24 protein-coding genes and 2 tRNA genes are annotated in these 25,767 nt (G+C 60.0%); 14 read left to right on the top strand and 12 right to left on the bottom strand.

The annotated features are described in order from the left end of the window. Positions 1–55 precede the first annotated feature (55 nt). Entirely contained in the window at positions 56–721 is a 666-nt protein-coding gene (locus B0E33_RS20180; RefSeq protein WP_022997922.1) for a TetR/AcrR family transcriptional regulator, read from the bottom strand. A gap of 147 nt (positions 722–868) precedes the next feature. Between B0E33_RS20180 and B0E33_RS20175 the strand changes: the two genes are divergently transcribed. From B0E33_RS20175 to B0E33_RS20155, 5 genes are all read left to right on the top strand, one after another. Next, positions 869–1,777: a shikimate dehydrogenase gene (locus B0E33_RS20175; protein WP_077292217.1), complete on the top strand. Its 909-nt coding sequence runs from the start codon at positions 869–871 to the stop codon at positions 1,775–1,777. Between the two features lie 73 nt (positions 1,778–1,850). Beyond that, the gene (gene dctP / locus B0E33_RS20170) at positions 1,851–2,858 is read left to right on the top strand and encodes a TRAP transporter substrate-binding protein DctP (protein ID WP_031268177.1); all 1,008 of its coding nucleotides are present in this window, start codon (positions 1,851–1,853) and stop codon (positions 2,856–2,858) included. Between the two features lie 121 nt (positions 2,859–2,979). Beyond that, a complete protein-coding gene (locus tag B0E33_RS20165) occupies positions 2,980–3,513 on the top strand; it encodes a TRAP transporter small permease (protein WP_022997926.1) in 534 nt (177 codons plus the stop codon). Next, on the top strand, positions 3,510–4,784 hold the full coding sequence (locus B0E33_RS20160; RefSeq protein WP_077292216.1) for a TRAP transporter large permease: 1,275 nt from the start codon (positions 3,510–3,512) through the stop codon (positions 4,782–4,784). The genes B0E33_RS20165 and B0E33_RS20160 overlap by 4 nt, the downstream gene beginning before the upstream one ends. 17 nt (positions 4,785–4,801) lie before the next feature. Then, the gene (locus tag B0E33_RS20155; RefSeq protein WP_077292215.1) at positions 4,802–6,694 is read left to right on the top strand and encodes a bifunctional sugar phosphate isomerase/epimerase/4-hydroxyphenylpyruvate dioxygenase family protein; all 1,893 of its coding nucleotides are present in this window, start codon (positions 4,802–4,804) and stop codon (positions 6,692–6,694) included. A gap of 206 nt (positions 6,695–6,900) precedes the next feature. On the opposite strand, the gene B0E33_RS20150 is transcribed toward B0E33_RS20155, so the two are convergent. From B0E33_RS20150 to dctP (B0E33_RS20130), 6 genes are all read right to left on the bottom strand, one after another. Further along, entirely contained in the window at positions 6,901–7,626 is a 726-nt protein-coding gene (locus tag B0E33_RS20150) for a ribonuclease activity regulator RraA (protein ID WP_077292214.1), read from the bottom strand. Between the two features lie 7 nt (positions 7,627–7,633). After that, positions 7,634–9,367 (bottom strand): L-arabinonate dehydratase, encoded by a 1,734-nt coding sequence (gene araD, locus B0E33_RS20145; protein WP_077292213.1) that lies wholly within the window; start codon positions 9,365–9,367, stop codon positions 7,634–7,636. A 4-nt stretch (positions 9,368–9,371) separates the two neighbouring features. Next, positions 9,372–9,536 (bottom strand): hypothetical protein, encoded by a 165-nt coding sequence (locus tag B0E33_RS31150; RefSeq protein ID WP_167579572.1) that lies wholly within the window; start codon positions 9,534–9,536, stop codon positions 9,372–9,374. Positions 9,537–9,546: 10 nt separating this feature from the next. Next, positions 9,547–10,863: a TRAP transporter large permease gene (locus tag B0E33_RS20140; RefSeq protein WP_077292212.1), complete on the bottom strand. Its 1,317-nt coding sequence runs from the start codon at positions 10,861–10,863 to the stop codon at positions 9,547–9,549. Further along, positions 10,853–11,377 (bottom strand): TRAP transporter small permease subunit, encoded by a 525-nt coding sequence (locus B0E33_RS20135; protein WP_077292211.1) that lies wholly within the window; start codon positions 11,375–11,377, stop codon positions 10,853–10,855. The genes B0E33_RS20140 and B0E33_RS20135 overlap by 11 nt, the downstream gene beginning before the upstream one ends. A 154-nt stretch (positions 11,378–11,531) precedes the next feature. After that, the gene (dctP, locus tag B0E33_RS20130; protein WP_022997935.1) at positions 11,532–12,554 is read right to left on the bottom strand and encodes a TRAP transporter substrate-binding protein DctP; all 1,023 of its coding nucleotides are present in this window, start codon (positions 12,552–12,554) and stop codon (positions 11,532–11,534) included. Positions 12,555–12,686: 132 nt separating this feature from the next. Between dctP (B0E33_RS20130) and B0E33_RS20125 the strand changes: the two genes are divergently transcribed. Continuing rightward, positions 12,687–13,412, top strand: a complete 726-nt coding sequence (locus tag B0E33_RS20125; RefSeq protein WP_077292210.1) for a GntR family transcriptional regulator — start codon at positions 12,687–12,689, stop codon at positions 13,410–13,412. A gap of 91 nt (positions 13,413–13,503) precedes the next feature. Here the strand turns inward: B0E33_RS20125 and B0E33_RS20120 are convergent, their stop codons facing one another. After that, entirely contained in the window at positions 13,504–14,091 is a 588-nt protein-coding gene (locus B0E33_RS20120) for a TetR/AcrR family transcriptional regulator (RefSeq protein ID WP_077292209.1), read from the bottom strand. Between the two features lie 86 nt (positions 14,092–14,177). Between B0E33_RS20120 and B0E33_RS20115 the strand changes: the two genes are divergently transcribed. From B0E33_RS20115 to metK, 3 genes are all read left to right on the top strand, one after another. Continuing rightward, positions 14,178–14,969, top strand: a complete 792-nt coding sequence (locus tag B0E33_RS20115; protein WP_077292208.1) for a crotonase/enoyl-CoA hydratase family protein — start codon at positions 14,178–14,180, stop codon at positions 14,967–14,969. 477 nt (positions 14,970–15,446) lie between these two features. Beyond that, positions 15,447–17,138, top strand: a complete 1,692-nt coding sequence (locus B0E33_RS20110; protein WP_077292207.1) for a glycine/sarcosine N-methyltransferase — start codon at positions 15,447–15,449, stop codon at positions 17,136–17,138. An 85-nt stretch (positions 17,139–17,223) separates the two neighbouring features. Next, on the top strand, positions 17,224–18,411 hold the full coding sequence (gene metK, locus B0E33_RS20105; RefSeq protein WP_077292206.1) for a methionine adenosyltransferase: 1,188 nt from the start codon (positions 17,224–17,226) through the stop codon (positions 18,409–18,411). 57 nt (positions 18,412–18,468) lie between these two features. Here metK and B0E33_RS20100 read toward each other — a convergent pair whose 3' ends face one another. The 4 genes from B0E33_RS20100 to B0E33_RS20085 form a co-directional block, all read right to left on the bottom strand. Next, positions 18,469–19,158, bottom strand: a complete 690-nt coding sequence (locus B0E33_RS20100) for an SDR family NAD(P)-dependent oxidoreductase (RefSeq protein WP_077292205.1) — start codon at positions 19,156–19,158, stop codon at positions 18,469–18,471. Further along, positions 19,155–20,036, bottom strand: a complete 882-nt coding sequence (locus B0E33_RS20095; protein ID WP_055656727.1) for an SDR family oxidoreductase — start codon at positions 20,034–20,036, stop codon at positions 19,155–19,157. Before B0E33_RS20095 ends, B0E33_RS20100 begins: the two co-directional genes overlap by 4 nt. Positions 20,037–20,038: 2 nt before the next feature. Further along, positions 20,039–20,641, bottom strand: coding sequence for a TetR/AcrR family transcriptional regulator (locus tag B0E33_RS20090; protein WP_055655691.1), 603 nt, complete (start codon positions 20,639–20,641; stop codon positions 20,039–20,041). Between the two features lie 263 nt (positions 20,642–20,904). Then, positions 20,905–21,345 carry a ketosteroid isomerase-related protein gene (locus B0E33_RS20085; RefSeq protein WP_077292203.1) on the bottom strand — a complete coding sequence of 147 codons (441 nt, stop codon included), beginning with the start codon at positions 21,343–21,345 and terminating at the stop codon, positions 20,905–20,907. A gap of 371 nt (positions 21,346–21,716) precedes the next feature. Between B0E33_RS20085 and B0E33_RS20080 the strand changes: the two genes are divergently transcribed. The 5 genes from B0E33_RS20080 to B0E33_RS20060 all read left to right on the top strand — a co-directional run bounded on the left by B0E33_RS20080 (position 21,717) and on the right by B0E33_RS20060 (position 25,765). Then, a tRNA-Thr gene (locus tag B0E33_RS20080) sits at positions 21,717–21,791 on the top strand. 1 nt (position 21,792) lies between these two features. Beyond that, positions 21,793–21,856, top strand: a tRNA-Lys gene (locus B0E33_RS20075). Between the two features lie 394 nt (positions 21,857–22,250). Continuing rightward, positions 22,251–23,405, top strand: coding sequence for a slipin family protein (locus B0E33_RS20070; RefSeq protein ID WP_077292202.1), 1,155 nt, complete (start codon positions 22,251–22,253; stop codon positions 23,403–23,405). A 165-nt stretch (positions 23,406–23,570) separates the two neighbouring features. Next, positions 23,571–24,122, top strand: coding sequence for an RNA 2'-phosphotransferase (locus tag B0E33_RS20065; RefSeq protein WP_077292201.1), 552 nt, complete (start codon positions 23,571–23,573; stop codon positions 24,120–24,122). A gap of 173 nt (positions 24,123–24,295) precedes the next feature. Then, entirely contained in the window at positions 24,296–25,765 is a 1,470-nt protein-coding gene (locus B0E33_RS20060) for an MFS transporter (protein ID WP_077292200.1), read from the top strand. Positions 25,766–25,767 lie beyond the last annotated feature (2 nt).

The following is a 25,767-nucleotide window of genomic DNA, read 5'->3' as shown; positions in this document are numbered from 1 at the left end:
AGGGGAGGAAACGAGAAGGTGGGTACAGAAGAAGAGCCTTGCTGGCGCTCGAACATCAGGCAGCGACGAAACGCATTACCGTTTCGCAGACATCGCCCTTGAGGGAAACCTGACCGGATGCCGATTGCAATTCCGGACCAAACAGCATGGAGAAGGTCGTTGCATTGGAGACGTTGAAAAAGCTCATGGCCGAGATCAGCCAATGGATCCTCAAAGGCGTCAGGCCATCGCGGAAGACGCCTTCGGCCACCCCTTTTGCATAAATGCCGGCAATTTGGGAAATCGCCGCTTCGTTCAGGCTTTTGATCTCGTCCGACTGCTCGAGATAGCGGCCATGATGAATGTTTTCGATCATGACCAGACGGATGAACGCCGGGCTTTCGCGATGATGATCGAAAGTGAAAGCCACAAGCCTCGACAGTGCATCCCTTGGCGGCAAATGGTTCAGCTCCAGCTGTTCTTCGCCTTTGCGCACCTTCTTGTAGGCCGCTTCCAGAGCCTTGAGGTAGAGGCTCTCCTTGTCGCCGAAATAATAATAGATCATGCGCTTGGACGAGCGCGTCTTGGCCGCGATTTCATCCATGCGCGCACCGGAAAGACCGTTCGCGGAGAACTCCTCCAGGGCGACGGCCAGGATATTCGCGCGCACTCCCTCCGGGTCCTGCTTCCAGCGACCCCGCGAAGAATTTTTTTCCGGCAGCTCAGACTCATTGATCGACATGCCTTTTTCTAAACCAGCCCGGAACGGGTTACCAGCCCAAATTAACTGGGCGGTACATTTCGCTTGACTGAATTAACTGGTTAGTACATTTTGAAACTCAGGAGATGCGGTCTCCAGGCATACAGACCCCGAAAACGGGGCTGCCAAATGAGGTTTCTGGGAGGAACCTGGGTGGAAGCAGCAAGCAACATCGTACTGGCCGGACTGATCGGAAGGGGTATTGCCCGTTCCAGGACGCCGGAAATGCACATGGCCGAAGCAGCAGCCCAGAGCCTGCGCGGCGTCTATCGCATTATCGATGTCGATACGCTTCCCGAGGACGAACAGAACCTGAAAGCTATTGTGCACGCGGCCGAAGTGACCGGTTTCAACGGTCTCAACGTGACCTACCCGTTCAAGATGGAAGTGATCCCGCTGCTCGACCAGCTATCGCCCAACGCGGCGGCTGTCGGCTCGGTCAACACCATCGTGTTCCGGGATGGAAAGCGCATTGGCCACAACACCGACCTATGGGGATTTGCCGAGAGTTTTCGTCAGAACATGATCGGCGTGTCCCTGAAGAAGGTGCTTCTCATCGGCGCTGGTGGAGCCGGCGTTGCAGTTGCCCACGCGCTGGCGGATTGCGGTGTCCAGCACCTGAAGATCTTCGACGTCGACACCGTGCGCGTGGAGCAACTTGCCCGGCAGGTTCGCTCAAATCGTCAGGGACTGACCGTGGAACCGGTCACGACCCTTGATGCAGCAAGCTGCGCCAACCTGTCCGGCATCGTCAACGCAAGCCCGGTCGGCATGGCCAAGACACCAGGAACACCGTTCCCGCTCGCGCTGCTCAAGCCCGACATGTGGGTTGCGGACATCGTCTATTTCCCGCTCGAAACGGAACTTCTGGCTGGCGCGAGACGGCTCGGCTGCCGGGTGCTGCCCGGGTCCGGCATGGCGGTGTTCCAGGCTGTACGGGCCTTTGAACTCTTTACCGGTCGGCGTGCCGATCCGGTCCGGATGAAGGCGGCGTTCGACGCCTTCGATGAAATGCCGCGGGAAACCGCGGACGCTTAACCCCTTCCGGTTTCACATCATCACGAAAGCGGAAATGGTCATTTTGAAAATGTTACGCAAACGGGAGGAAGTCATGCGTTTCAAATTCTCATCCCTGGCAGCTACTGCCCTTCTCACAGTCGGCCTCGCCGCGGCGGCCCAGGCTCAGACAATCCGTCTGGCCCATGTCGACCCGGACGAATGGACCGCCTCCAAGAAAGGTGCTGCCGCTCATATCTTCAAGAACATCGTTGAAGGTGAAACCGATCTGACGGTGGAACTGTTCCCGGCCGGTGCGCTGGGCAACGAAGACGAGCTGGTCGCCCAGGCCCAGGACAACCTGACCCAGGTCGTGCTGGTGTCCGGTGCCATGTCCAAGGCTTGCCCGGCCGCGTCCGTTCTGGACATTCCCTACACCTTCTCTTCCGCAACCATTGCCTGGGACGTGCTGGATGGTGATTTCGGCGATGCCCTTGCCGAACACTGCCTTGCACAGACTGGCCTGCGCACGCTGGCTTATGGCGAAACCGGCTTCCGGAACTTCACCAACGGCACTCGCGAGATCCGAACGCCTGCGGACATGGAAGGCCTGAAATTCCGTGTGCAGCCGATCCCGCTTTACGTGGAAATGGTGAAAGGCCTCGGCGGCGAGCCGACCCCGATCGCCTGGACCGAACTGCCCAACGCGCTTTCCACCGGTGTCGTTGACGGCCAGGAAAACCCGGTAGGCGTGATCTACAACAACGGCCTGCACAAGCTGCAGAAATACATGACCCTCGACGGCCACGTCTATGCCGCCGACTTCATCCTGATCTCCGACGAGTTCTACCAGTCGCTCACTCCGGCCCAGCAGGCCGTGGTTGCCCGTGCGGCGCGCATTGCCGGCAACATGGGCCGTTCCATCCAGCAGTGGAGCACGGCTGAAGGCGTCAACAAGGTTCAGGCAGAAGGCATGCAAGTCTATTCTCCGACCGCTGACGAAATCGCAGCCTTTGCCGAAAAGGCACAGCCGGCGGTTGTTGAATATCTGCGCGGCGAACTGGGTGAAGATGCAGTCTGGATCGACCGCCTGCAGGAATCCGTTGCTGCTGCGAGCCAGTAATCCGGTCAAGACCCCGGGCGGTTTGCCGCCCGGGGTTCTGGAATGTTGGAAAAGATCAGCTTTTGGCTGTTCAATCAAAGTCAGTTGAATAGCCAAAAGCTGAACAAGCAGGACCTGGAACATGAAAACGGTCAATGAATTTGCCCGGCGCCTCTTTGCGCTCGGAGCCGGCCTGTCGATGGCCCTCGTCTTCGCCATCATCTTCGTCAATTCGCTCCGCCGCTACACGGTCGGTCAGTCGGTATCCTGGGGCGAGGAACTGCCGATCTATCTGACCATCTACGGTGTCATGTTCGGTCTCGCGCTTGCCTATCTGCAGGACAGGCACATCCGCTTCACGGTGCTGACCGATTTTCTCTCCGTCTCCGTTCGTGAAAAACTCTTCGCGGCCGTCGACCTGGTCAGTTTCGCAACCGGTGTTGCCCTCGCCTTCTCCGGGCATGCCTTCGCCGTTCGCCGAGGCAACCTTGACGCTTCGGGCCTGAAATCAGCCGGCAACTGGCTTGCGGAAACCACAGGCATCGACTCGCTGGTCTGGGTCGCCAAGGTCGGCACCTGGCAGTATGCGATCGCCATCGGCGGAGCATTGCTGGCCGTGGCCGCCGCTCTCAAGTTCTTTGAACGCATCTCGGCCATCAAGGCGGTGCAGGCATGATCTACGCAATCCTTCTCATCGGTCTCGCCACCGGCGTTCCAATCGCTCTTGCCATCATTGCAGCCTTGCTGGTGTTCATGGGTTTTGGCGAAGCGCCCTATTCCCTGCGCGTGGTCGCAACGGAAATGTTCAAGGGAATGAACTCCTTCCCCCTGCTTGCCATTCCGCTGTTCGTGCTGGCAGGCGAGGTCATGAACGAAAGCGGCATCACCGGCCGCATCATTGCCTTCGCCAATGTTCTGGTCGGCCGGCTGCGCGCCGGTCTGGCGCTCGTCAACATCTGGGCATCGGTGATCTTTGCAGGTCTTTCCGGTTCCGCAGTTGCCGACACATCCGCCATCGGCCGAGTTTTCATTCCGGAGATGGAAAAACACGGCTACTCCCGCCCCTTCGCTGCTGCATTGACGGCGGCCTCCTCCGTGATCGGGCCCATCATTCCGCCCTCCATTCCGGTGATCATCTACGCGCTGATCGTCTCCGGCGTTTCGGTGCCGGCTCTGTTCCTTGCCGGCATCATTCCCGGCATTCTGCTGGCGATTTTCCTCTCCGTCTTCGTAATGCTGACCGTGAAGGTCGATCATGGCGATCAGGCAGTAGGGCTGACCGCGGAACCGGCCAGCAAGGCCATTCTCGGCGGGATACTGCCGTTGCTGATGCCGGTGTTCGTGGTCGGCTCCATCCTGCTCGGCGTCGTCACACCGACAGAGGCGGCAAGTTTCGCTGTCGCCTATGCGCTTTTCCTCGGCATCTTCGTCTACCGAAACATCAAGCTGGCTTCCCTGCCACGACTTTTCTCCGAAGCCATGCGCGACAGCGCCGTCATCCTGATCATCATTGCCGCGGTCTCCGCCGCCAACTGGCTGCTGACCTACAACCGCGTTCCGAACATGCTGACCGACTGGGTGCTGTTGAATGTGGACAGCAAGACCACGTTCCTGATTGCCACCATTCTCCTGTTCCTATTCGTCGGACTGTTTCTGGAAGGCATCGCCGCCATGCTGGTGCTGGTGCCCATTCTGCATCCGATTGCAGTCGGCATGGGCGTGGACCCGGTCCACTTCGGCATCCTTGTCATCTTCAACCTGATGATCGGCCTGATCACCCCGCCACTCGGCCTTTGTCTGTTCGTCGCAGAAGGCATCGCCCAGGTCGGCATGGCCCGGCTGACCATGGCCATCCTGCCGTTCTTCTTCGTAGAAGTTCTGGTGCTGCTCCTCCTCACATTTGTACCGGAAACGGTCATCTGGCTGCCCCGCATAATGGGCTATTGAACCCACGGAAGGTCCCCATGAAAACCGCCATCGCCACAGTCTCCATCGCAGGTGACCTAGCCGAAAAGCTCAGCGCAATCGCGGCTGCAGGCTTCGATGGCGTCGAGATCTTCGAAAACGACTTCCTGGCGTTTGACCGCAGTCCGAAGGATGTCGGCCAGATGGTCCGCGACCATGGCCTGGAGATCTCGCTGTTTCAGCCCTTCCGCGACTTTGAAGGCATGCCCGAGCCACAGCGCAGCCGGACCTTCGCCCGCGCAGAACGCAAATTCGACCTCATGCAGGAAATGGGCGCGGATCTTGTTCTGATCTGCTCCAACGTATCTCCCATCGCGCTTGGTGGCATAGATCGTGCCGCCAATGATCTTGCAGAGCTGGGTGACCTTGCCGCCAAGAGCGGTATCCGCATCGGCTATGAGGCCCTCGCCTGGGGCCGTTTCGTCAACGATCACCGCGATGCCTGGGAAATCGTGCGCAGGGCAGACCACCCCAACGTGGGCCTGATCCTGGATTCCTTCCACACCCTGTCGCGCAAGATAGACCCAGATTCGATCCGGGCCATTCCCGGCGACAAGATCTTCTTTGTACAGCTGGCCGACGCGCCGAACTTCAACATGGACCTGCTCTACTGGAGCCGCCATTTCCGCAACATGCCAGGCGAAGGTGATCTGGACGTGACCGGTTTCATGCGGGCCGTTGCGGCAACAGGTTATGACGGCGTGCTGTCGCTGGAGATTTTCAACGACCAGTTCCGTGGCGGTTCGCCGAAATCCATTGCGGTCGATGGCTACCGCTCCCTGCTCTACCTAATGGACCAGGTACGGCGAACCGAACCCGGCATCCGGATCCCCGTTCCCGAAATGCCCGACAGGGTACCGGTTGCAGGTATCGAGTTCGTTGAATTTGCCGCCGACCGCAAGGAAGCAACCGACTTGTCGGCCATGCTGACGACGCTCGGCTTCCACAAGGCCGGCAAGCACGTCTCCAAGGAGGTCGAACTCTGGCGGCAAGGCGGCATCAACATCGTCATCAACACCGACCCGCGCGGCTTCGCCCATGCGTCCTACATCTCGCATGGCACCAATGTCTGTGACATCGGCCTTAAGGTTGCAGACGCTTCGGCAACTGTTGCCCGTGCCGAGACCCTGGGGGCCAAAACCTTCGAACAGCCGGTCGGGCCGGGCGAATTGAAGATCCCAGCGATCCGCGCCCTCGGCGGCAGCGTCATTCATTTCGTCGACGACAGCAAGGATCTGTCACGGGTGTGGGAAATCGAGTTCGAACCGGTTGGCCAGGGTGGGGCGACAGGTGATGCCGGCCTGCTCCGCATCGACCACCTGGCCGAGACGATGAACTATGACGAGATGCTCACCTGGCTTCTGTTTTACCGGTCGATCTTCGACACGGAGAAGACTGCCATGGTGGATGTCATCGACCCGGCGGGCCTCGTCCGCAGCCAGGCCATCGAAAACGATGACGGCAGCCTGCGGATCACGCTGAACGGGGCGGAGAACCGAAGGACCCTAGCCGGGCATTTCATCTCGGAAGGTTTCGGATCGGGTGTGCAGCATATTGCCTTCGAAACCGCCGACATCTTCAAGACGGTGAAGGCACTGCAAGCCAACGGTTTCACCCCGCTGGTGATATCGCCGAACTACTACGACGATCTGGATGCCCGTTTCGGGCTGGAAGAAGACTTCCTCAACGACCTGAAAAACTCGGGCATTCTCTATGACCGGGACGAGAACGGCGAATATTTCCAGCTGTACAGCCCGACCTACGGCGAAGGCTTCTTCTTCGAGATCGTCGAACGCCGCGGCGGCTACAAGGGCTATGGCGCCGCCAACGCCCAGTTCCGCATCGCCGCCCAGAAACGCCATTTCCGCGCGAAGGGCATGCCGGCAAGGTAGGCTGGCCCGCAAAGAACGCGAGGCTAATTGGGGTTATGTTCAATCGAACTCCGCAGCCCCACACACGCAACCTCATCCTGAGGAAGCGCTTCAGCGCTGTCTCGAAGGATGGGCTGCTCGCTCGGAATGTGCCGCCCATCCTTCGAGACGCCGCATTGCGGCTCCTCAGGATGAGGTTTTGGGTTGGTTAGAGCATACGCCCCCCCCTACCGCCCGGTTTTCTGTCGCCAGGCTTCGTATTTCTGCACGTTCTCTTCCTTCGTCGGCGGATAGAGACCGATGATCGGCGTTCCGGCCTTTACTTCTTCCAGCACGAAATCCTCAAAGCTCTCCATGCCGGTGCATTCGTCCGCAAGCTCGTCGGCCAGATGTGCAGGGATCACCATGACGCCATCCTTGTCGCCGACCAGAACGTCACCGGGGAAGACCGGAGCATCGCCGCAGGATATCGGGACGTTGATGTCCAGCGCCTCATGCAGGGTCAGGTTGGTCGGAGCTGACGGCTTGGCGTAATAGGCAGGCATGTCGAGTGCGCCGATACCTTCCGCGTCCCGGAAACCACCGTCGGAGACAACACCGGCAGCGCCGCGTAGCGCCAGCCGGGTGATCAGGATGGAACCGGCCGTTGCCGCGCGCGCATCCTTGCGCGCATCCATCACCAGAACGTGGCCCGGCGGGCAGGTTTCCATCGCAACCCGCTGCGGATGGTCCGGATTGCGAAAAACCGTGATCGGATTGCGGTCTTCCCGAGCCGGAATATAGCGCAGCGTGAAAGCCTGACCGACCATTTTTTCGTCTTTCGGAGCTACCGGCACCACACCCTGAATGAACTGGTTGCGCAGGCCGCGCTTGTAGAGCGCCGTCGCGACGGAAGCCGTCGAGACCTTTTTCAGTTTCGCGCGGGTGTCGTCGGAAAGTGTGTAGTCGCTCATGATGTCCTCAGTAGATATCGGGTTCGCCGGCGGTGCGGCCGAAGTCGGATTGCAGGAAGTCGAAGTCGCAGCCCTTGTCGGCCTGGGTGACGTGTCGCTGGAAGAGATAACCGTAGCCGCGCTCAAACCGTGGCACGGGGGCCTGCCAGGCGGCCCTGCGGGCCTCCAGTTCCACCTCCCCCACCAGCATGTCGAGGCGGCGGTTGGCGAGATCCAGCCGGACGATGTCACCGGTCTTCAGCAGCGCCAGCGGTCCGCCGACATAGCTTTCCGGCGCGACATGCAGCACGCAGGCACCATAGGAGGTGCCGGACATGCGCGCATCGGAGATCCGCAGCATGTCGCGATGGCCCTGCTTGATCAGCGCCTTGGGGATCGGCAGCATGCCCCATTCGGGAAAACCCGGCCCGCCCTGAGGCCCGGCATTGCGGAGCACCAGGACGTGGTCCGGCGTGACCTCCAGGGTCTCGTCATCGATGGCCGCCTTCATTTCCGGGTAGCTGTCGAAGACCAGGGCCGGTCCTTCGTGGAAATGGAACTTCGGATCGCAGGCCGCCGGTTTGATCACGGCCCCGTCAGGGCAGAGGTTCCCGCGCAGAACGGCGAGCGAACCTTCCTCGTACACCGGGTTGGAGAGAGGTCGGATGACATCGTCGTTATAGACGACCGCGCCTTCCAGGTTTTCACCGAGCGTCTTGCCGGTGATGGTCAGCGCGGAAAGATCCAGCCGGTCCTCGATCTGTTTCATCAGCGCGCGCAGGCCGCCCGCATAGAAGAAATCCTCCATCAGGTAGTCCCTGCCGGAAGGTCGCACATTGGCGATCAGCGGTGTCACCCGGCCAAGGGCGTCCAGATCGTCGAGCGACAGCTCCACACCGGCCCGGCGCGCCATCGCGATAAGGTGGACGACCGCATTGGTGGAACAGCCGGTGGCCATCGCAACGACAGCGGCGTTCCGGCAGGCGGCATCCGTGATGATCCAATCCGGTGTCAGGTCTTCCCAGACCATCTCAACGATGCGACGGCCACAATCGGCTCCCATGCGTTGATGGCCCGCATCAACCGCCGGAATGGAAGATGCTCCCGGAAGGGTCAGCCCCATTGCGTCGGCAATGGCCGTCATGGTCGAAGCCGTCCCCATGGTCATGCAGGTGCCGGCCGAGCGGGCGATACCACCCTGGATCCCGAGCCATTCATCGTCGGAAATGTTGCCGGCCCGGCGCTCGTCCCAGTATTTCCAGGCATCGGACCCCGACCCCAGGATCTTGCCGGCGTAGTTGCCGCGCAACATCGGGCCTGCCGGCAGATAGACCATCGGAACACCCGCCGAGATCGCCCCCATGACAAGACCTGGTGTGGTCTTGTCACAGCCTCCCATCAGCACCACGCCGTCCAGCGGGTGAGAACGGATCATCTCCTCCGTCTCCATGGCCAGCATGTTGCGGTAGAGCATCGAGGTCGGCTTGGTGAAGCTTTCGTCGACCGAGAGCGACGGCATTTCGACGGGAAAGCCTCCCGCCTGGAAGACGCCGCGCTTCACGTCCTGCACCCGCTCCTTGAAGTGGGAATGACAGGTGTTCAGCTCCGACCAGGTGTTGAGCACGCCAATGACCGGCTTGTCACGGAAGTCCTCTTCCGAGTAGCCGAGCTGCATCATCCGCGAGCGATGACCGAAGCTGCGCAGATCGTCAGGAGCGAACCAGCGCGCGGATCGTAAGTCTTTTGGGGCTTTGTGCGTCATGATTTTATCCGGTGAAGGCAAAGGTCAGCCAGATGACGAAGAGGGTGAAGACGAGGCCTGCAACCTCCGGCCAGTTGCCGAAGCGGTCGTCGCGGCGTTCTTCGTCCGCGAATTCTCCCGGTGCGATATCCTCATCCTGGCGGGTGAGATCCTTGTCGGTGATTTTCATCTCAACCTCCTCAATCCAGCAGGTTCGGCAGCCACAGGGCCAGATCGGGGAAGAACAGCACCAGGAACAGGCCGACAGCCTGCAGGGCGATGAACGGCAGCACAGCGGCGAAGATTTCCTGCAGCTGGATATCTTTTGGCGCCACGGATTTCAGGAAGAAACAGGCTGGCCCGAAAGGTGGCGACAGGTAGTAGATCTGGATGTTCATGGCAAAGAGCACCCCGAACCAGACCGGATCAAAGCCGAGATCCACCACCACCGGTGCAAAGATCGGTACGGTGATGAAGATGATCGCGATCCATTCCAGGAACGTGCCGAGTACCATGACGATCAGCATCATGACGACGATGACCAGGATCGGTGCGATATCAAGGGATGTCAGCAGGCCGCGCAGGAATTCGCCGCCGCCGATCCGGTTGTAGATGCCGATCAGCGAGACGGCCCCCAGCACCAGCCAGATGATGGACCCAACCGTCAGCACCGTCTGGCGCATGGCGTCACGTGCCATCTTCCACGAAAGCTCATTGCGGACGGCAGCAACCACGAGAGCACCCACGGCTCCGACAGCCGCGGCCTCCGTGACGGTGGCAATGCCGGAATAAATGACCCCGAGCACGGCACCGATCAGAAGCCCTGGCAGAACAACCCCTTTCAGGTACTTGACGCGCTGGAACAGCGGCAAACCGGTTTCGGGAATGTCATAGATCGGTGCCAGCGCCGGATTGAAGCGCACCCGGATCAGGATGTAGATGATGAACAGGCTGGCGAGGATCAGCCCCGGCACGGCGGAGGCGGCGAAGAGCTTGGTGATCGAAACCTGGGCCGCAAGACCGTAGACGATCAGAACGACCGAGGGCGGGATCAGCGTTGCCAAGGCACCGGCAGCGCAGATGATGCCGATGGACAGCTTGCGGTCATACCCGAGCCGCAGCATCTGCGGCAGCGCGATCAGGCCGAGCATGACGATCTCGCCGCCCATGATGCCGGACATTGCCGCCAGCACCACCGCGACGACACAAGTCTGTACTGCGACCGAACCGCGGAAGCGCCCGCCCAGGATCGCCATGCTGTCGAACAGTGACTGTGCGATCCCCGATCGCTCGAGGACGTTCGCCATGAAGACAAAGAAGGGAACGGCGATCAGCTCGTACTTGTGCAGGACCTCGCCGACATTGGCAGCAACGATGAAGAAACCGGCACGTTCGCCGAAATAGAGGATCGCCGTTGCCAGAGACACCGTCAGTGTGGTGATGCCAAGCGGAACGCCCAGCGCCATCAGCGCCAGCAGAGCGACGACGATCAGAAGGGTAATGAGTTCAATGCCCACCGGCGATCTCCCCTTCGGTGCGCTGGCACCAGCGAATGATGTTGGCGGCAAGCTGGAGGATGTAGAGAACGCAACCAGCAACAAGCAGGATCTTGAGATAGGTCGGCTGGATCGAGTTCAGCGCGGTTCCCGAGTGCTCGGTGCGCTTCAGAACTTTCAGCATCGGATCCCACAGGGCCATGGTCAGGACAAGTACCGCGCCAGCCGCAATCACCATCTGCAACAGGCGCATTACGCGCCAGACCCGTGGACTGACCAGCGTTTCGATCATGGTGATGGAAATATGGCGATGCCGCTGGGTGACATAACCAACGGCAAGCACCCAGGCCGAAGCACAGAGCGTCATGGCAAGTTCGGTCGACCAGACAGTCGGGCTGTCGAACCCGTACCGCATCACCACCTCGAGCGCGGAAACCGCGATACAGGCGAAAAACAGCACGGAACAACCATGACCGATGAACACACTGACACTGTCCATGACATCGGCATAACGCGCGAATAGGCGTTTCATCATCTCTCCCTGAATGCAGACCTGAAGCGGACAGGTGAATCCGGCCGGGCACAAGGCCAGGTCATCGAGACTGTGCGCGCACAGGAGCTTTGGCAAGAAAGCTGCGTGCCCTCACTTTGCCAGGTGGAAAGCAAGGGCACGCGTCACTGGCCGGGTCCTAGTTTTTGAAGAGACCGATTTCGGTCATGTAGGAGAGGTTCGCGTCAAGCGCTTCCTTGGCAAGGTCCGACTTCTGGGCGTAGTTCTCCCATTCCTTCCGGGCGATCTCGCGCAGTTGGTCGCGATCTTCCTGGGCCCAGTTGATCACTTCGATCTTCTCGCCAGCCCCATCTCGTGCGGCCAGTTCCTGGTCCTTCTTGTCGACTTCAGCCGCCATTGCGAACATGGCTTCGTACCACCAGTCGCGCAGGGCTTTCTGGTCTTCCGGGCTCAAGGCATCCCACTTCGCCTTGTTGATGGTGAACTGCATCGACGGCATGGAGTGAATGCCGGGATAAAGCGGGTAAGGGGCAACGTCATGCAGACCGGTCGCGTCGTTGTTGACGTAGGCCGAGGCGTCTGCTGCATCGACAATGCCCTTTTCCAGAGCGCCATAGACTTCGGAGAAAGGAATGGATACCGGCGACGCACCGGCAGCCTGGAAGACCGCGGCGGCAAGCCCTTCCGGAGAGCGGATCTTCTTGCCTTCCAGATCTTCGAACGTGCGGATCGGTACGCGGGCCGGCAATGCTTCGCGAGAATAGGGCCCGCAGGCAACGACCTGCACTTCACCCCCGGTCACGGCATCGGCTGCTTTCTGCATCACGGCTTCGCCGCCGCCATCCTTGCAGAAACCGATCATCTGCTGCGGCGTGTCGTAGCCGGAGATGAGGTCGCCCATGATGGCGTAGGCCGGCTCGCGGCCTGCAAAGTAGTTCACGGAGGTGAAGTCGCCATCCAAAACGCCGGCCGCAACAGCATCAGGCGTTTCTCTTGCCGGCACCACGGATCCGTTCGGCGTCAGCTGGATCTCGACCCGGCCGTCGGTCATTTCCTTGATTTTCGGAAGCCAGGTTTCCGTCAGATACTGGGTCGAAAAGTCCCCTGCATTGAAAGAGGTCTGAATGCTGAAGGTCTCTGCCTGCGCCATTGTTGCGATGACGGAGACCGAAGCTGCCAGGGCAGCGGCGGTGAATTTCATGGTGTCCTCCACTCGATTGCGCGGGGAGCTCCTCCTCCCGCCATCTGATGCATTAATATATTAGTGCATTTCTTGCAAGTCTGTTCTATCTTCTCCCGAGAAGAATCGTGCGTTTGAATGAGAGGATCAGCGATGACGGTTGAACTGGCTCGGTTGCTGGACGACCCGAACAGAGCGGCAGACGCCGGCAGCGGTGAAAGGATCCGGCGGATCTCCGTCAGCCAGCAGATCCAGGAATCGCTGCGCGCGCGGATCATCTCGCTGGACCTCAAGCCCGGGCTCAGCCTGTCGCGGACGGATCTAGCTACCCATTACGGCGTCAGCCAGACCCCTGTGCGCGATGCGATGATGAAGCTAGAAGAAGAAGGGTTGCTGACCATCTATCCGCAATCCAAGACCGAAGTCTCCAAGATCAACGTCGACCATGCCCGCGAAACCCAGTTTCTGCGCCTGTCGCTGGAGCTGGAGGTGACACGCACCCTGGCCAGACAGGAAGACAAATCCTCCATCGCCCCTGCTCGTCAGATCCTCAAGCTTCAGGAAACGGCACATGCCGAGGGCGATCTTGGCCTCTTTGCCACCTTCGACAAACGCTTTCACCTGTCGCTGTTCAAGGCGATCGGGCTTGCCAGCCTGTGTCAGCTCGTAGCGTCGCGCTCCGGCCATATCGACCGGCTGCGCAATCTCAACCTACCCGACCCCGGTAAACCCGCCAGCATCCTGCGATATCACGGCCTCATCCTGGCTGGTATCGAGGCAAGTGACGAAACGGCCACGGAAACCGCTGTCCGCGAACATCTGTCAGGCACGTTGCAGCAGGTCGATCAGATCGTCGCCCGCAATCCTGCGTTCTTCTAGGCCGAGGCTCAGTAAGGCAAGAGATCGAGTGAAAGCCCAGTGCCCCAGCAAGACTGGCGGAGCCAGGCTTTCATGGGGACGGAACTGATCGTCAGCCTGCCTGATTGAGCATCGCCGATGCTACCAGTGCCCGCGCCGCCTCTCCTGCAGCTTCCGCATAAGCAGGATCGCGGTGAACCAGGATGGTTGAAAACGCGCCATCCAGAAGCAACACGATATGGCGGGCCAGGTGCGGCGCTCCGCCGACACCTGCAGCCTCGAATTCTTCCGCCATCCATGCCTCGAATTTCTTCTTGTGACCGGCACCAACCTTCATCGCCGGATGCCCGGGCATATTGGCAAGTTCAGCCGCCGTTCGCAGGAAACCGCAGCCTTTCCATTTCGGGTGCCTTGCAGAAAGCGCTATCTGGCGGAAGATTGCCTCCACCTTGTCCGGCAGATCACCTTCGGCTTCCCCAAACCACTTCCGGAACTGATTGAGGTTGGGCTGATCTCGTGACGCCAGATAAGCTTCGATCAGGTCGTCCTTGCTCTTGAAATGGTAATAAACCGTCTTCTTGGTGATACCGGCCTTCTCCGCGATCGTGTCGAGACTGACGGCACGGATTCCCTCCGCATAGAAGAGCTTGTTGGCAGCGGTCAGGATCCGCTCTCTGGCTGTTTCGGCAGGTTTGATCATCAATCAAGTATACTCATCAGTGAATATACTTCAATGCGCGCCGTCGCTAGCGTCCTTCTATCGACTTTCAACCAAGGACAAAGCCCATGACTGCCCCTGTTCTTCTGGACCGCCACGGCCCCATTGCGCTGCTTACCCTCAACAGGCCCGAGAAGCTGAACGCGCTCAACTACGCTACGAACGACCTCATCCTGGCACATCTGAACGAACTGGAAGCGGACGACGGCATTCGTGCTGTCGTCATCACCGGCGCAGGCAGGAGCGCCTTTTCGGCGGGTGGAGACATTCACGAGTTTTCGCGCACCATCGCGGAGGGCATAGACGTCGCGGTACGCGAATTTTGCCAGCGGGGCCAGCGCATGACTGCGCGCCTGGAAAACTTTCCCAAGCCGGTCATCGCCGCTGTCAATGGTCTGGCCTACGGCGGCGGTTGCGAGATCACCGAAGCGGTTCATCTTGCCGTCGCCTGCGAAAGCGCACTCTTTGCCAAACCGGAGATCAATATCGGCATCCCGCCGACCTTCGGCGGCACGCAGCGTCTGCCGCGCCTTGCAGGCCGCAAACGGGCCCTGGAACTGCTTCTCACCGGTGACAGCTTTTCCGCGCACAGAGCTCATGAGCTCGGACTGGTCAACCAGGTCGTCACCGACGGCAGCGAACTGGAGGCGGCCTTTGCCCTCGCAGAGCGCATCCTTCGTCACTCGCCGCTGGCTGCTTCCAGGATCCTGACTGCCGTCACGCGCGGGCTCAACACGACCATTTCCGAAGGCCTGCAAATCGAACAGGAGCAGTTTGCACGCATGGCAGCCACGCGGGACGTTCACGAGGGCCTCACCGGATGGATCGAGCGGCGCATGCCGGACTATCAGGGCGCATGAAGCCAGCCGGAAAACAGTGGGCAGCACGCCTGGAGTGTGCTGCCCACGAATGTGTCAGAAAAGTTTTACAAAAAAAGATTTATTTAATTACAAAGACTTAATCAGCACTTTTCGGTTCATTCCCGATTTTTCCGAGACCGGCTGTTGTAATGAAACCGGTGTTTGTTAAGGTCCCGGCACCCAATGAGTGAAAGGCGCACACCGCTTCACCAGCGGATGTACAGGGCTTCCAACAGCCCATCTTCCGCACCTGCAGCACCCATTCGCTGCCTTGTGCGCCTTCCTGAAAAGTCCGGCACTCGACCCTTCGCGCAAAGGGTCGGCTAAATTCCGCCCAGTGCACCTATGCACCTCCCGCCGGGCTTGTAACAGAACCATTCCGACGCTCGCTGCCCGACCTCCGGGCGGTGCATGAGCGCGTGCACGCTGCGGCCTGTTCCGTGCGGCATCGCGCGCCTTAAAAAGGAGACGCTATCCATGCAGGCTCAACAGCTGTCCGCCAATGCCGAATTGCAACTGGACGAGCAGGCTTACGGCCGGGATCCGATCGCAGACCGGGAAACGGATCTCTACCGCGGCGAATACATCATGTCGTTCGTGGAAAAGTGGGACGAGTTGATCGACTGGGACGCGCGCGCCGACAGCGAGGGACAGTTCTTCATGGACGTGCTGCGCGCCCGCGGCAAGGAAACCGTGCTCGATGTCGCAACAGGAACCGGCTTCCACTCCGTGCGGCTGACCCGCGCAGGCTTTAACGTGACCTCGGCCGACGGCTCCGCTGCCATGCTGGCAAAGGCGTTCCAGAACGGCCAGAAACGCGGCATGATCCTGAAGACGGTACAGGCTGACTGGCGTTGGCTGAACCGGGACATTCAGGGCAAATACGACGCCATCATCTGCCTCGGCAATTCCTTCACCCACTTGCACGACGAACTGGACCGCCGCCGGGCGCTTGCCGAATTCTATGCCGCGCTCAAACACGACGGCATCCTGATCATCGATCAGCGCAACTACGATGCGATGCTAGATCAGGGCTATTCCAACAAGCACAAATACTATTATGCCGGAAAGAAGGTGAAGGCCGAACCGGTGCATATGGACGAAGGCCTCGCCCGCTTCAAATACAGCTTTCCCGATGGGGCCGAGTACACGCTCAACATGTGCCCCATCCGCAAGAACTACATGCGCCGCCTCCTGTCGGAGGCAGGCTTCGAGCGGGTCCGCACCTATGGTGACTTCCAGGAGACCTTTGCGGAAAACGATCCGGATTTCTTCATTCACATTGCCGAAAAATCCAGCCTGCACCTGGTTCGCTGGGGTGGCGCGCGCCCTGAAGACGGCAAAACGGATATCCGCGAAGTTGCCGAAAGCTACTACGACAGTGACGACGCCGACACGTTCTACAGCCTTGTCTGGGGCGGCCAGGACCTTCACATCGGCCTTTACGACGACACCAGCAACATTCGCGAAGCGTCGGACCTCACCATCGACGAGATGGCCGGCATGCTGCCCAATCTGGGTGCGGATGCCAAGGTTCTCGACATCGGCTCCGGTTATGGCGGTGCGATGCGCAAGCTGGTCAAGGCCAGTGGCTGCAGCGCGGTCTGCCTGAACATTTCCGATGTCCAGAACGACACCAACCGGCACCGCAACATCCAGCAGGGCTTCAAGGACAGGATCCGCGTCGAGCACGGCGTCTTCGAGGATATTCCGGAACAGCCGGAAAGCTTCGACATTGTCTGGAGCCAGGATGCGATCCTGCACTCCGACCAACGCCACAAGGTACTGCAGGAAGTCCACCGGGTGCTGAAGCCGGGCGGCTATTTCATCTTCACCGATCCGATGCAGGCCGATGATGCCGACCCGAAAGCTCTCCAGCCGGTTTATGACCGCCTGCAGCTCAACAGCCTCGGGTCGATGCGCTTCTACCGCGAGACGGCAGAAGCACTGGGCTTTGAAACAATCGAACAGCGGGACATGACGCAGCAGCTGCGCAATCACTATTTCCGGGTACGCGAGGAGCTTCTCGCCAACTACGACAAGCTGCGCAACGAAGGCGCTTCCGCCGACTATCTCGACAAGATGGCGCTTGGGCTCATGAACTGGGTCGATGCTGCGGACGCCGGCCAGCTGGCCTGGGGCATCCAGCTGTTCCGCAAGCCTGTCTGATCCCCTTCCTTCCCGATCTCCCGGCCCGGGCGCCATACACCGCCCCGGGCAGGACTATCCTTTCCAAAACGACAAGGAGCGCGCAATGACGCAAAGATCCTGGCTATTCACCAGTGAATCCGTTTCCGAGGGACACCCGGACAAGGTCTGCGACCGGATATCCGACACCATTCTGGACGCTTTCCTGGAACAGGACCCTGACGCCCGCGTTGCCTGTGAAACGCTGACCACCACCAATCACGTCACCATCGCGGGGGAAGTTCGTGGCCCCGACCAGGTCCTCGATACGGTCGAGAGCCTGGTGCGTGAAGCCGTCCGCGACATCGGCTATGAACAGGAAGGTTTCCACTGGCAGACGCTGGAAGTGGTCAACCGCCTGCACCGTCAGTCGGCCGACATCGCCATGGGCGTCGATGAAGGCGACAAGGGCGAGGAAGGGGCCGGCGACCAGGGCATCATGTTCGGCTATGCCTGCAACGAGACCGAGGAGCTGATGCCTGCGCCGATCCTGTTGTCGCACAAGATCCTGCGCACCATGGCCGAAGCCCGGAAATCCGGGCGCGAACCGCGCCTTGGCCCGGACTCCAAGAGCCAGGTGACGCTTCGCTATGAAAACGGCCGTCCGATCGGCATCGATGCCGTGGTCGTTTCCACTCAGCACGGCGAAAATGTCAGCCAGGAAGAAGTGCGCGAAGCGGTGTTGCCGTTCATCCTGCATGCCTTGCCCGTCGGCTGGACCGTTCCCGATAACCGGATCTACATCAACCCGACTGGCCGCTTCGTGATTGGCGGACCGGATGGCGATGCCGGCCTCACGGGTCGCAAGATCATCGTCGACACCTACGGCGGTGCAGCTCCCCATGGTGGCGGCGCCTTTTCCGGCAAGGACCCGACCAAGGTCGACCGGTCGGCTGCCTATGCCTCGCGCTATCTCGCCAAGAACGTGGTCGCTGCCGGCCTTGCCGACAAATGCCTGATCCAACTCGCCTATGCCATCGGCATGCCGGAGCCGGTCGCCGTTTACGTCGACACGCAGGGAACCGGCAAGGTGGATGAAGTGGCTCTCGGCAAGACCTTGCGCGAAATGGTGCGTCTGACACCGCGGGGGATTCGCGAGCGTCTCGGACTTTCGAAGCCGATCTACGCGCGCACTGCTGCTTACGGCCACTTCGGCCGCGCACCGGAAGAAGACGGCGGTTTCGGCTGGGAGAGAACCGATCTCGCCGACGAACTTGCACGGCACTTCGGCGCTCGTGCGGATGCGGCAGAGTAAGAAAACAGCGAAGCCCCGGCACGGCATCCGCCGCGCCGGGGCTTTCGGTTTACCGGATCAGAACTTTTCGACGCTCGGTCGCAGTTCCAACTCGGATGTCCAGGCGCTTTTGTCCTGACGCGAGATCTCCAGATACGTCCGTGCGATTGCATCCGGATGAAGGGTCTTGTCCGGGTCGTCATAAGGCGCGCCACGATCCGGATTGTAGATCACCCCGTCGATGACGAAATGAACCACGTGGATGTTTTTCGGCGACAATTCCCGGGCAAGTGACTGGCACAAGCCACGCAAGGCGAACTTGCCCATGGCAAAGGGCGCTGATTGCGGGAAGCCCTTGATGCCGGCGGAAGCACCGGTGAACAGCATCACGCCCTTCCCCTTTGGCACCATCCGCTTTGCCGCTTCATGTGCGACGGCCAGCGCACCGAAGGCGGTCACATCCAGTGCGGCATGCACATCCTCAAGATCGAGTTCGGCAACCGGTCCGCGGACGCGGCCACTGGCGTTGTAGACGACAAGGTCCGGCGTTGCCCCCGCCTCGTCCAGGCCCTGGAACAGGCGCGCCACACTGGCCGCGTCGGCAGCATTGCAGGCATGGGCTTTTGCTCCGGTTTCAGCGCAAAGCCCTTCCAGCTTTCCAGGAGATCTGGCAGCCAGTGACACCCTGTAGCCTTCCTTGGCGAACGTCCGTGCCAGAGACGCGCTGAGGCCCGGCCCGGCACCGACGATCAGGGCATTGCCGCTCACGATGCGGCTCCCAGATAGACCGGCTTCAATCCGCTCACCAGCTGCGCCTGGATCGGTGCGGTTGCCTCGTTGATGGCGGTGACACCCATATCCTGCCCGACCTGGGTACGGATAGGCCGCGATCCATCCATTGCGATCAGCTCAAGGATCTTGGTTGCGACGTTGCCCGCATCGGTGATGGCTTCACCCTGATCGAACATGCCCTGGAACATGCCAAGCAGCCTGTCGCGCCCCTTGGAATAATCGCCATATTGCCCAACCCGCACCGCATCACCCGGAGCCGGGGCGGAGGTCACCAGGTCAGTGCCATGGCCACTCGGCTCAACCAGCACGGACTCGACCCCGAACGGCTCCAGTTCGTAATGCAGCGACTCGCAGTAAGCTTCCATCGCCCACTTGCTGGCGCAGTAAAGGCCGAAGAATGGCATGCCGAACCGGCCTGCAACCGAACTGAGACTGATCACGAGACCGGACTTCCGCGCCCGCATCGCGGGAAGCACCGCCCGCGTCAGATGCATGACACCATAAACATTGACGTCGAACAGATCCTTTGCCTGCTCCATGGTGAAGCCTTCCGTCAGACCAACGGGCATGACGCCTGCGTTATTGACCAGAACGTCGATCGGCTGCTCTGCCTCGATCGCCGCGACGGTCCGTTCGACACCTTTCTCGTCTGCAACATCCAGATCGACCGGAACAAGCTTGCCCGGAAGACCTTCGGCAAAAAGCTTGAGCGCCTTTGCCGCTTCCGCGTTTCTGCCGTCCAGATCCCGCATGCCCGCATAAACGATATGGCCTTCCTGCACGAGTTTCTGCGCGGTCAGAAACCCGATACCCCGGCTTGCACCGGTAATCAGGATTGTCTTTTGGGTGGTCATTTTCATTTCCCTTCTTTCTTGAAGATTGTGCGCATGAACAGCGCCAGGGGTTCGTCGCTGCGGCTTGCCTTCATTCTCGTCAGCGCGCCGCTCCACGAATTCATCAACCAGTCGGCAGCCTGTGCCGGGGAGAGATGAGACAGTCCGATCCGGGAAAGATCCGTCTCCCGCAGGCAGATTTCCAGTTCACCGGTCAGTGCCTGCCAATGACGGTCCAGTTCCGCCTGAAAGACCGGTTTCTGGTCGGCGAGCTCCGTCGACAGGTTGCACATCAGGCATCCCTGGGCGTAGCCACGGTCCTTCATCCCTTCCCGGGCACCGGAGAAAAATGCTTCCAGCCGCTCTACCGGCGAGCGTTTGCGGTCCGAAAGGCAGGCCTTTGCAAAAGCGAGCTGATCCCGGTGGTAGTGACGTGCCACCTCGAGACCGAAGTCTTCCTTGGTGTCGAAGTAGTGGTAGAAAGACCCCTTCGGCACGCCACTTTCCCGTAACACGTCATTGATCCCGATCCCGTCGAAGCTGTTTTCCCGGATAAGCGTCATACCGACATCCAGAAGACGGGTTTTCGCGGTCTCGTAGGCAGCTTCGTTGCGTATTCTGGCCAAGGGGTTTCCTTTCGTCAGGGACTTCTGACACCGCTAATCCGGCTGATGCAGCGCCTTGTCAGCGGTGTTCATTGAATTAGAAATAGACCGGTCTAATTATTATCGTCAATAAAACGAACTTCACGGTTGCGTGTGTGCAACAATCAACGAGGAGATCGCCCTTCTCAGAAACAAAAAAGCTCCCCGCGGATGAGCACGGAGAGCTGATTGATCAAATGAATTTTGCCTGTCCGGCCCTGCTCGCGCAGAAGCAGGGTTTTGGTTCAGGCCTCTTCCGGCACTTTTTCACCCGCACCTTCCGTCACCTGGTCGATCCAGTCCTGAAGGTTGTAATAGGTGGTGATGCGGGCGATTTGACCATCGCGGATCTCGAAAAAGCTGCCCGCCGGCAGCTTGTAGGTCTGGCCGTTCGCGGGCGGCAATCCGCTGTCGGTGCCGATATAGCTGCCATGGACGATGAACTCGGCAGCAGCCCGTGTCCCGTCTTCACTGACGAACAGCACGATGTCGCTGAGGCGTTCCTTGTAGCAGCGCGTCATGTGAACGTTGAAGGACCAGAACTTGTCCTTGCCGACACGGCGTTCGCCCTGGTTGACGTCATGGATCAGGTCGTCGGCAACCAGGCTTTCCATTTTCTTGGTATCGCCTGCATTGAAGGCGGCAAAATAGGTGTCGATCAGAAACCGGGACTGTTTGTTGGCCATAGGTCCTCGCAGGGGCGGAAACACAATCTGGCCGGGAGTTTGCCTTCGCCGTCTTCCCGGCGCAAGAGGTCGAGGAGATTGCGGTTTACGGTTCTTCACCGAAACCGCTTCAAACCAACCAAAGTCCCCGCCCAGGGCGACAGCCGGCACTCTGGGCAAAAGTGATAAAAATACAACATACTGTATCACATTAGCAACAAACATCGCTTCTCTTGAAATTGCCGGTTGCATTGGCACCCGCTCTCGAAGTATCAACTCGTCACCGGTCACCATACTGGCACAGACATCAACGGCTCGGCCATTTTTCGCCACCCGCATGATCAGGCCCTGCCCACTCATGTACGGATGCTGTTCTGGTGGATCGGACAATCGCGCATGAAGTTTAACGGTTGAACGCCGGGAGTGTACCCCGGAAGCAACAGGTTCGACTCCTGTGATGTGCTCCATGGATAGCTCAGTGGTAGAGCATCGGACCTTTAATCCGACTGTCGCGAGTTCAACTCTCGCTCCAAAAACACGGCCTCCAACGCCGAACTGGCCTGTCACGCCAGCAGCTATGCAAGCTGTTCCATTGGGGACCCGGAGAGGTCTTGCGAACGCGGACTGGCCCTTTTGCCTTCGGGTGAAAGTGCCCTGACCGCCGACGCCAGGTCGCTTCGCCCGGCCTTTGGCAAAGGCTCTGCCGCCGCTTTGCCGAAACCGCCTGTTTTCGAACGGGTTGGAACCCGCATTGCCGCTGCTACGCCCTCTGGCCAAGGGCCCGCCGGGAGACCTCGTGCTCTCTTCGGGTCTCATCGTTTCACCCCGGACGCCTCATGACGAGCGACCGGTTTCCTCAACCTCCAACCATCTTCAACACCGGAAAGGACAACCACGTGCCTTAGCGCATTGGAAGGATTATCGAAATGACGACTTTTCTCGACAAGATCCGCGGGCGAACCCGCGTAGTGATTTCTGAAACGGAACGGGCCCTCCACATCTGCAAGGGAGAGCTCCAGGGTATTCTCGGCCCCGGTGAACACAGCCTCGAAAATGGCCGTGGCACCCTGGTGATCGAGCGCCAGTCGATGGCAATGCCCCAGTTCCGGTCGGCCTACGAGAAGGCGCTCTTCGATAAGCTTCCCCAAGTTGCCGAAGAGCACTTGACCGTTATCCGGACCGGACCGGGTGAAGTGGCGATTGTGGAACGGGACAACCGTATCCACACCGTGCTTGGCCCGGACGAGCGGCTTGTCCTGTGGACGGATGCCGGCCCGTGGACCTTCGAGGTCATCGACACGGCTGCCGACCCGGCCCTCACGCAGAAGCTCATGCGCCGGCTCGGGGATGCCCGTCAGACGCAGCAGTTCGTGATCGTGCCGGTGACCGACGGTAGCATCGCCCTCCTCTTCATGGATGGCGTGCTCACCAAGGTGCTTGAAGCCGGGGTGCATGCCTTCTGGAAGGCTGGCCGAACCGTGACGCAGAAGGTCATCGACCTCAAGCGTCAGGCTCTCGACGTCACCGGTCAGGAAGTCCTGACCCTCGACCGCGTTACCATCCGGATCAACCTCTCCGTGGATTACCGTGTGGTTGACCCGGTGAAGGCCGCAACCGAGGTGAAGGACTTCACCGACACGCTCTACCGGGCCTTGCAGCTTGTGTTCCGCAAGCAGCTCGGCGCGCTCAAGCTCGACCAGATCCTTGAAAAGAAGGGGGAGGTCAACGCGGAAGCTGCCGGAAAGATCAAGGCCGACATGGCTGAAATCGGTGTCGAGGTCTCCGACATCGTCCTCAAGGACGTGATCCTTCCGGGCGAAATGCGCGAGATCCTCGACAAGGTGGTGGCAGCCGAAAAGGAAGCCGAAGCCAATGTGATCCGGCGCCGTGAAGAAACGAACGCAACCCGTTCGCTTCTCAACACAGCCAAGGTCATGGCCGAAAACCCGGTCATGCTTCGGCTCAAGGAGCTCGAAGCGCTTGAAGCCATCGCCGGCAAGGTCGACCGGCTCACGGTCCACAACGGAACCGGAGGCCTCATGAACGACCTCGTCCGGCTTCGGGACGACAACGCGGCATGAGCCAGAACGGCGCGGGGCAACCTGCGCCGTTTCTGTTTCAGCACGGCCATTGCAGGCCATGGCTGTCCAGGTCCTGTCACCTGGCCACCTCGATTGAGGGTGCGCTCGCCCGCTTTCCCTGGGGTCGCAGAATTTGAAAACAGTATACTTTTAAAGAAAAAGACAATGAAAACAGACACAAAGATCTCGAAACGCCTGTCTTTCTGGCTAAGACACAAACCGGAAGACGCCGGTTTGATGCTGTCAGACAGCGGTTGGGCTGACGTAGCTGATGTCCTTGGTGCCTTAAGAGCCCTCGGCCTTGATTGCAAAAGGGATCAGCTGGAAAGAATAGTCGCGACCAACGACAAGAAACGCTTCGAGTTCTCCGAAGACGGCAAACACATTCGCGCACGTCAGGGTCATTCGATTGACATTGAACTAGGCCTCACAGCTTTACAGCCTCCGGAGATCCTGTTCCACGGAACGGCAACACGCTTTCTGCCGCCCATTCTGGCCGAAGGCCTGAAACCTATGGCCCGGCACCATGTGCATCTGTCACTGGATCGCGACACCGCGCACAAGGTCGGAAGCCGTCACGGCAAACCTGCAATTCTTCAGGTCGCGGCCAGCGCAATGCAGGCCGTGGGGCACACGTTTTACAGGACGGAGAACGGCGTCTGGCTGACGGATGCCGTTCCCGCACATTTCCTGGTACTGACAGAAACCCATCCATAATAGGTCTCTTCGCGAATTCGGCATCCCTGGTTACATCGTCCAGGCCGGCATGAACCAAGGGCCTTCGACGGCTCAACCCTCACGCATATCGGCGCTAAAATAAAAAAATAAATTTCTTTCTTTATTTCTGAAGCTCAATATATAAAGAAAATACTTTCTTTATCGAGGTTGTCATGTCCATCAGCTCGCCAGCGCTTCCGCCCGTCAGCCCGTCACTCTTTTCACCTGAACGCGCGGCCGGCACACTGGCGCTGGTGCTGGGGGTCGGATCTCACGCCATAAACGGCTTTGTTACCACCGCAGTCCTGCCGGACATCATCCGCGATCTTGGCGGGCAGGACCGAGCATTCTGGGTATTTTCCTCCTTTGAAATGATGGCAATCCTGGCGGGCTGCCTCACTGGCGCAGCAAAGGTCCGTTTCGGTGCCCGCAGTCCCTTCCTGTTGGCGTCGCTCCTGCTTGCGGGCGGATCGGTGCTCGCGGGTATCTCGACATCTCTGGAAGGGCTGATTGCCGGACGCGCCCTGCAGGGTTTCGGCGAAGGCATGATCATCGCGCTGTGCTATTCGCTGATCCCGTATCTCTTCCCCAGCAACATCGCCCCGCGTGTCTTTGCCTTGCTGGCAGGGGTCTGGGCCGTTGCAGCGGGTATCGGGCCGGTTTCGGCCGGCTTGCTGTCCGAACTCTGGTCGTGGCGCGCCGCCTTCCTGATCAACATACCCTTCGTGCTGCTGCTGTTCGTCCTGATGAACACGGCCTTGCCTGCGCAAGCAGTGCGTCCGGCCACGGCAAGCGACCCCACGGCCAGAAGATTGCCGGTCCGTTTGCTGGTTCGCCTTGCCCTGCTGGCAGCAAGCATCTTTCTCCTGACCGTGATAGGCGAGCTGCATGCGCCCCTGCCGCTTGCCCTGACGATTGCAGCCGGTCTGGCAACCGCAGCGCTGCTGCTGACCATTGACGCCGCAAGCCCGCATCGCCTTTTCCCGCGCGATGCCTTCCGGGCGCAGACCCTGATCGGCCTCGGCACCTGGATCATGTTCCTCATTTCCGCTGCCGCTGCGGTGCGGGCGGTTTACGTCACGACGGTCGGCCAGGTCTACTGGGGCCTCAGCGTGACGCAGGCAAGTTATGTTGCCGCCGGGCTCGCCTTCTCCTGGTCGATCTTCGCCGTCATCTCTTCCCGTGCACCGTCGCGGCAGCGCGAGCTGACCTATCTGACGACCGGTCCGTTCCTGATCGCCGGTGGCTTGACCCTCACTGCTCTTGCCATCACGACCGCGTCGCTGCCTTTGTTTGCGCTCGCTGCCGTGGTTGCCGGTGCCGGCCACGGGCTGTGCAACCAGATCCTGATGCGTTCGCTGATGTACACCGCCGAGGGAGAAGACCAGAACCTGGTCTCCAGCATCCTGCCGACCATTTCCTCTGCCGGTATTGCCATCGGCGGCGGCCTTACCGGACTGATCGCAATTGTCACCGGTCTTGTTGCACCGGGATCGGAAGAACTGCTCACCCGGGAGGCCGTCGCGCGGTCCGGCGCCTCCGTCTTCTACGTCAATGCGGGCCTGACATTGGTTCCAGCCCTGGCGATGCTGGTGCTACGTCACAGATTGACTGCACGGGAAAGCGCCATCGCAAACGAATAGCC

The sequence above is a fragment of the Roseibium algicola genome, assembly GCF_001999245.1.
Classification (GTDB): Bacteria; Pseudomonadota; Alphaproteobacteria; order Rhizobiales; family Stappiaceae; genus Roseibium; species Roseibium algicola.
The sequence above is the reverse complement of the archived record's forward strand: the minus strand, read 5'-3'. Positions and strand labels throughout refer to the sequence as shown.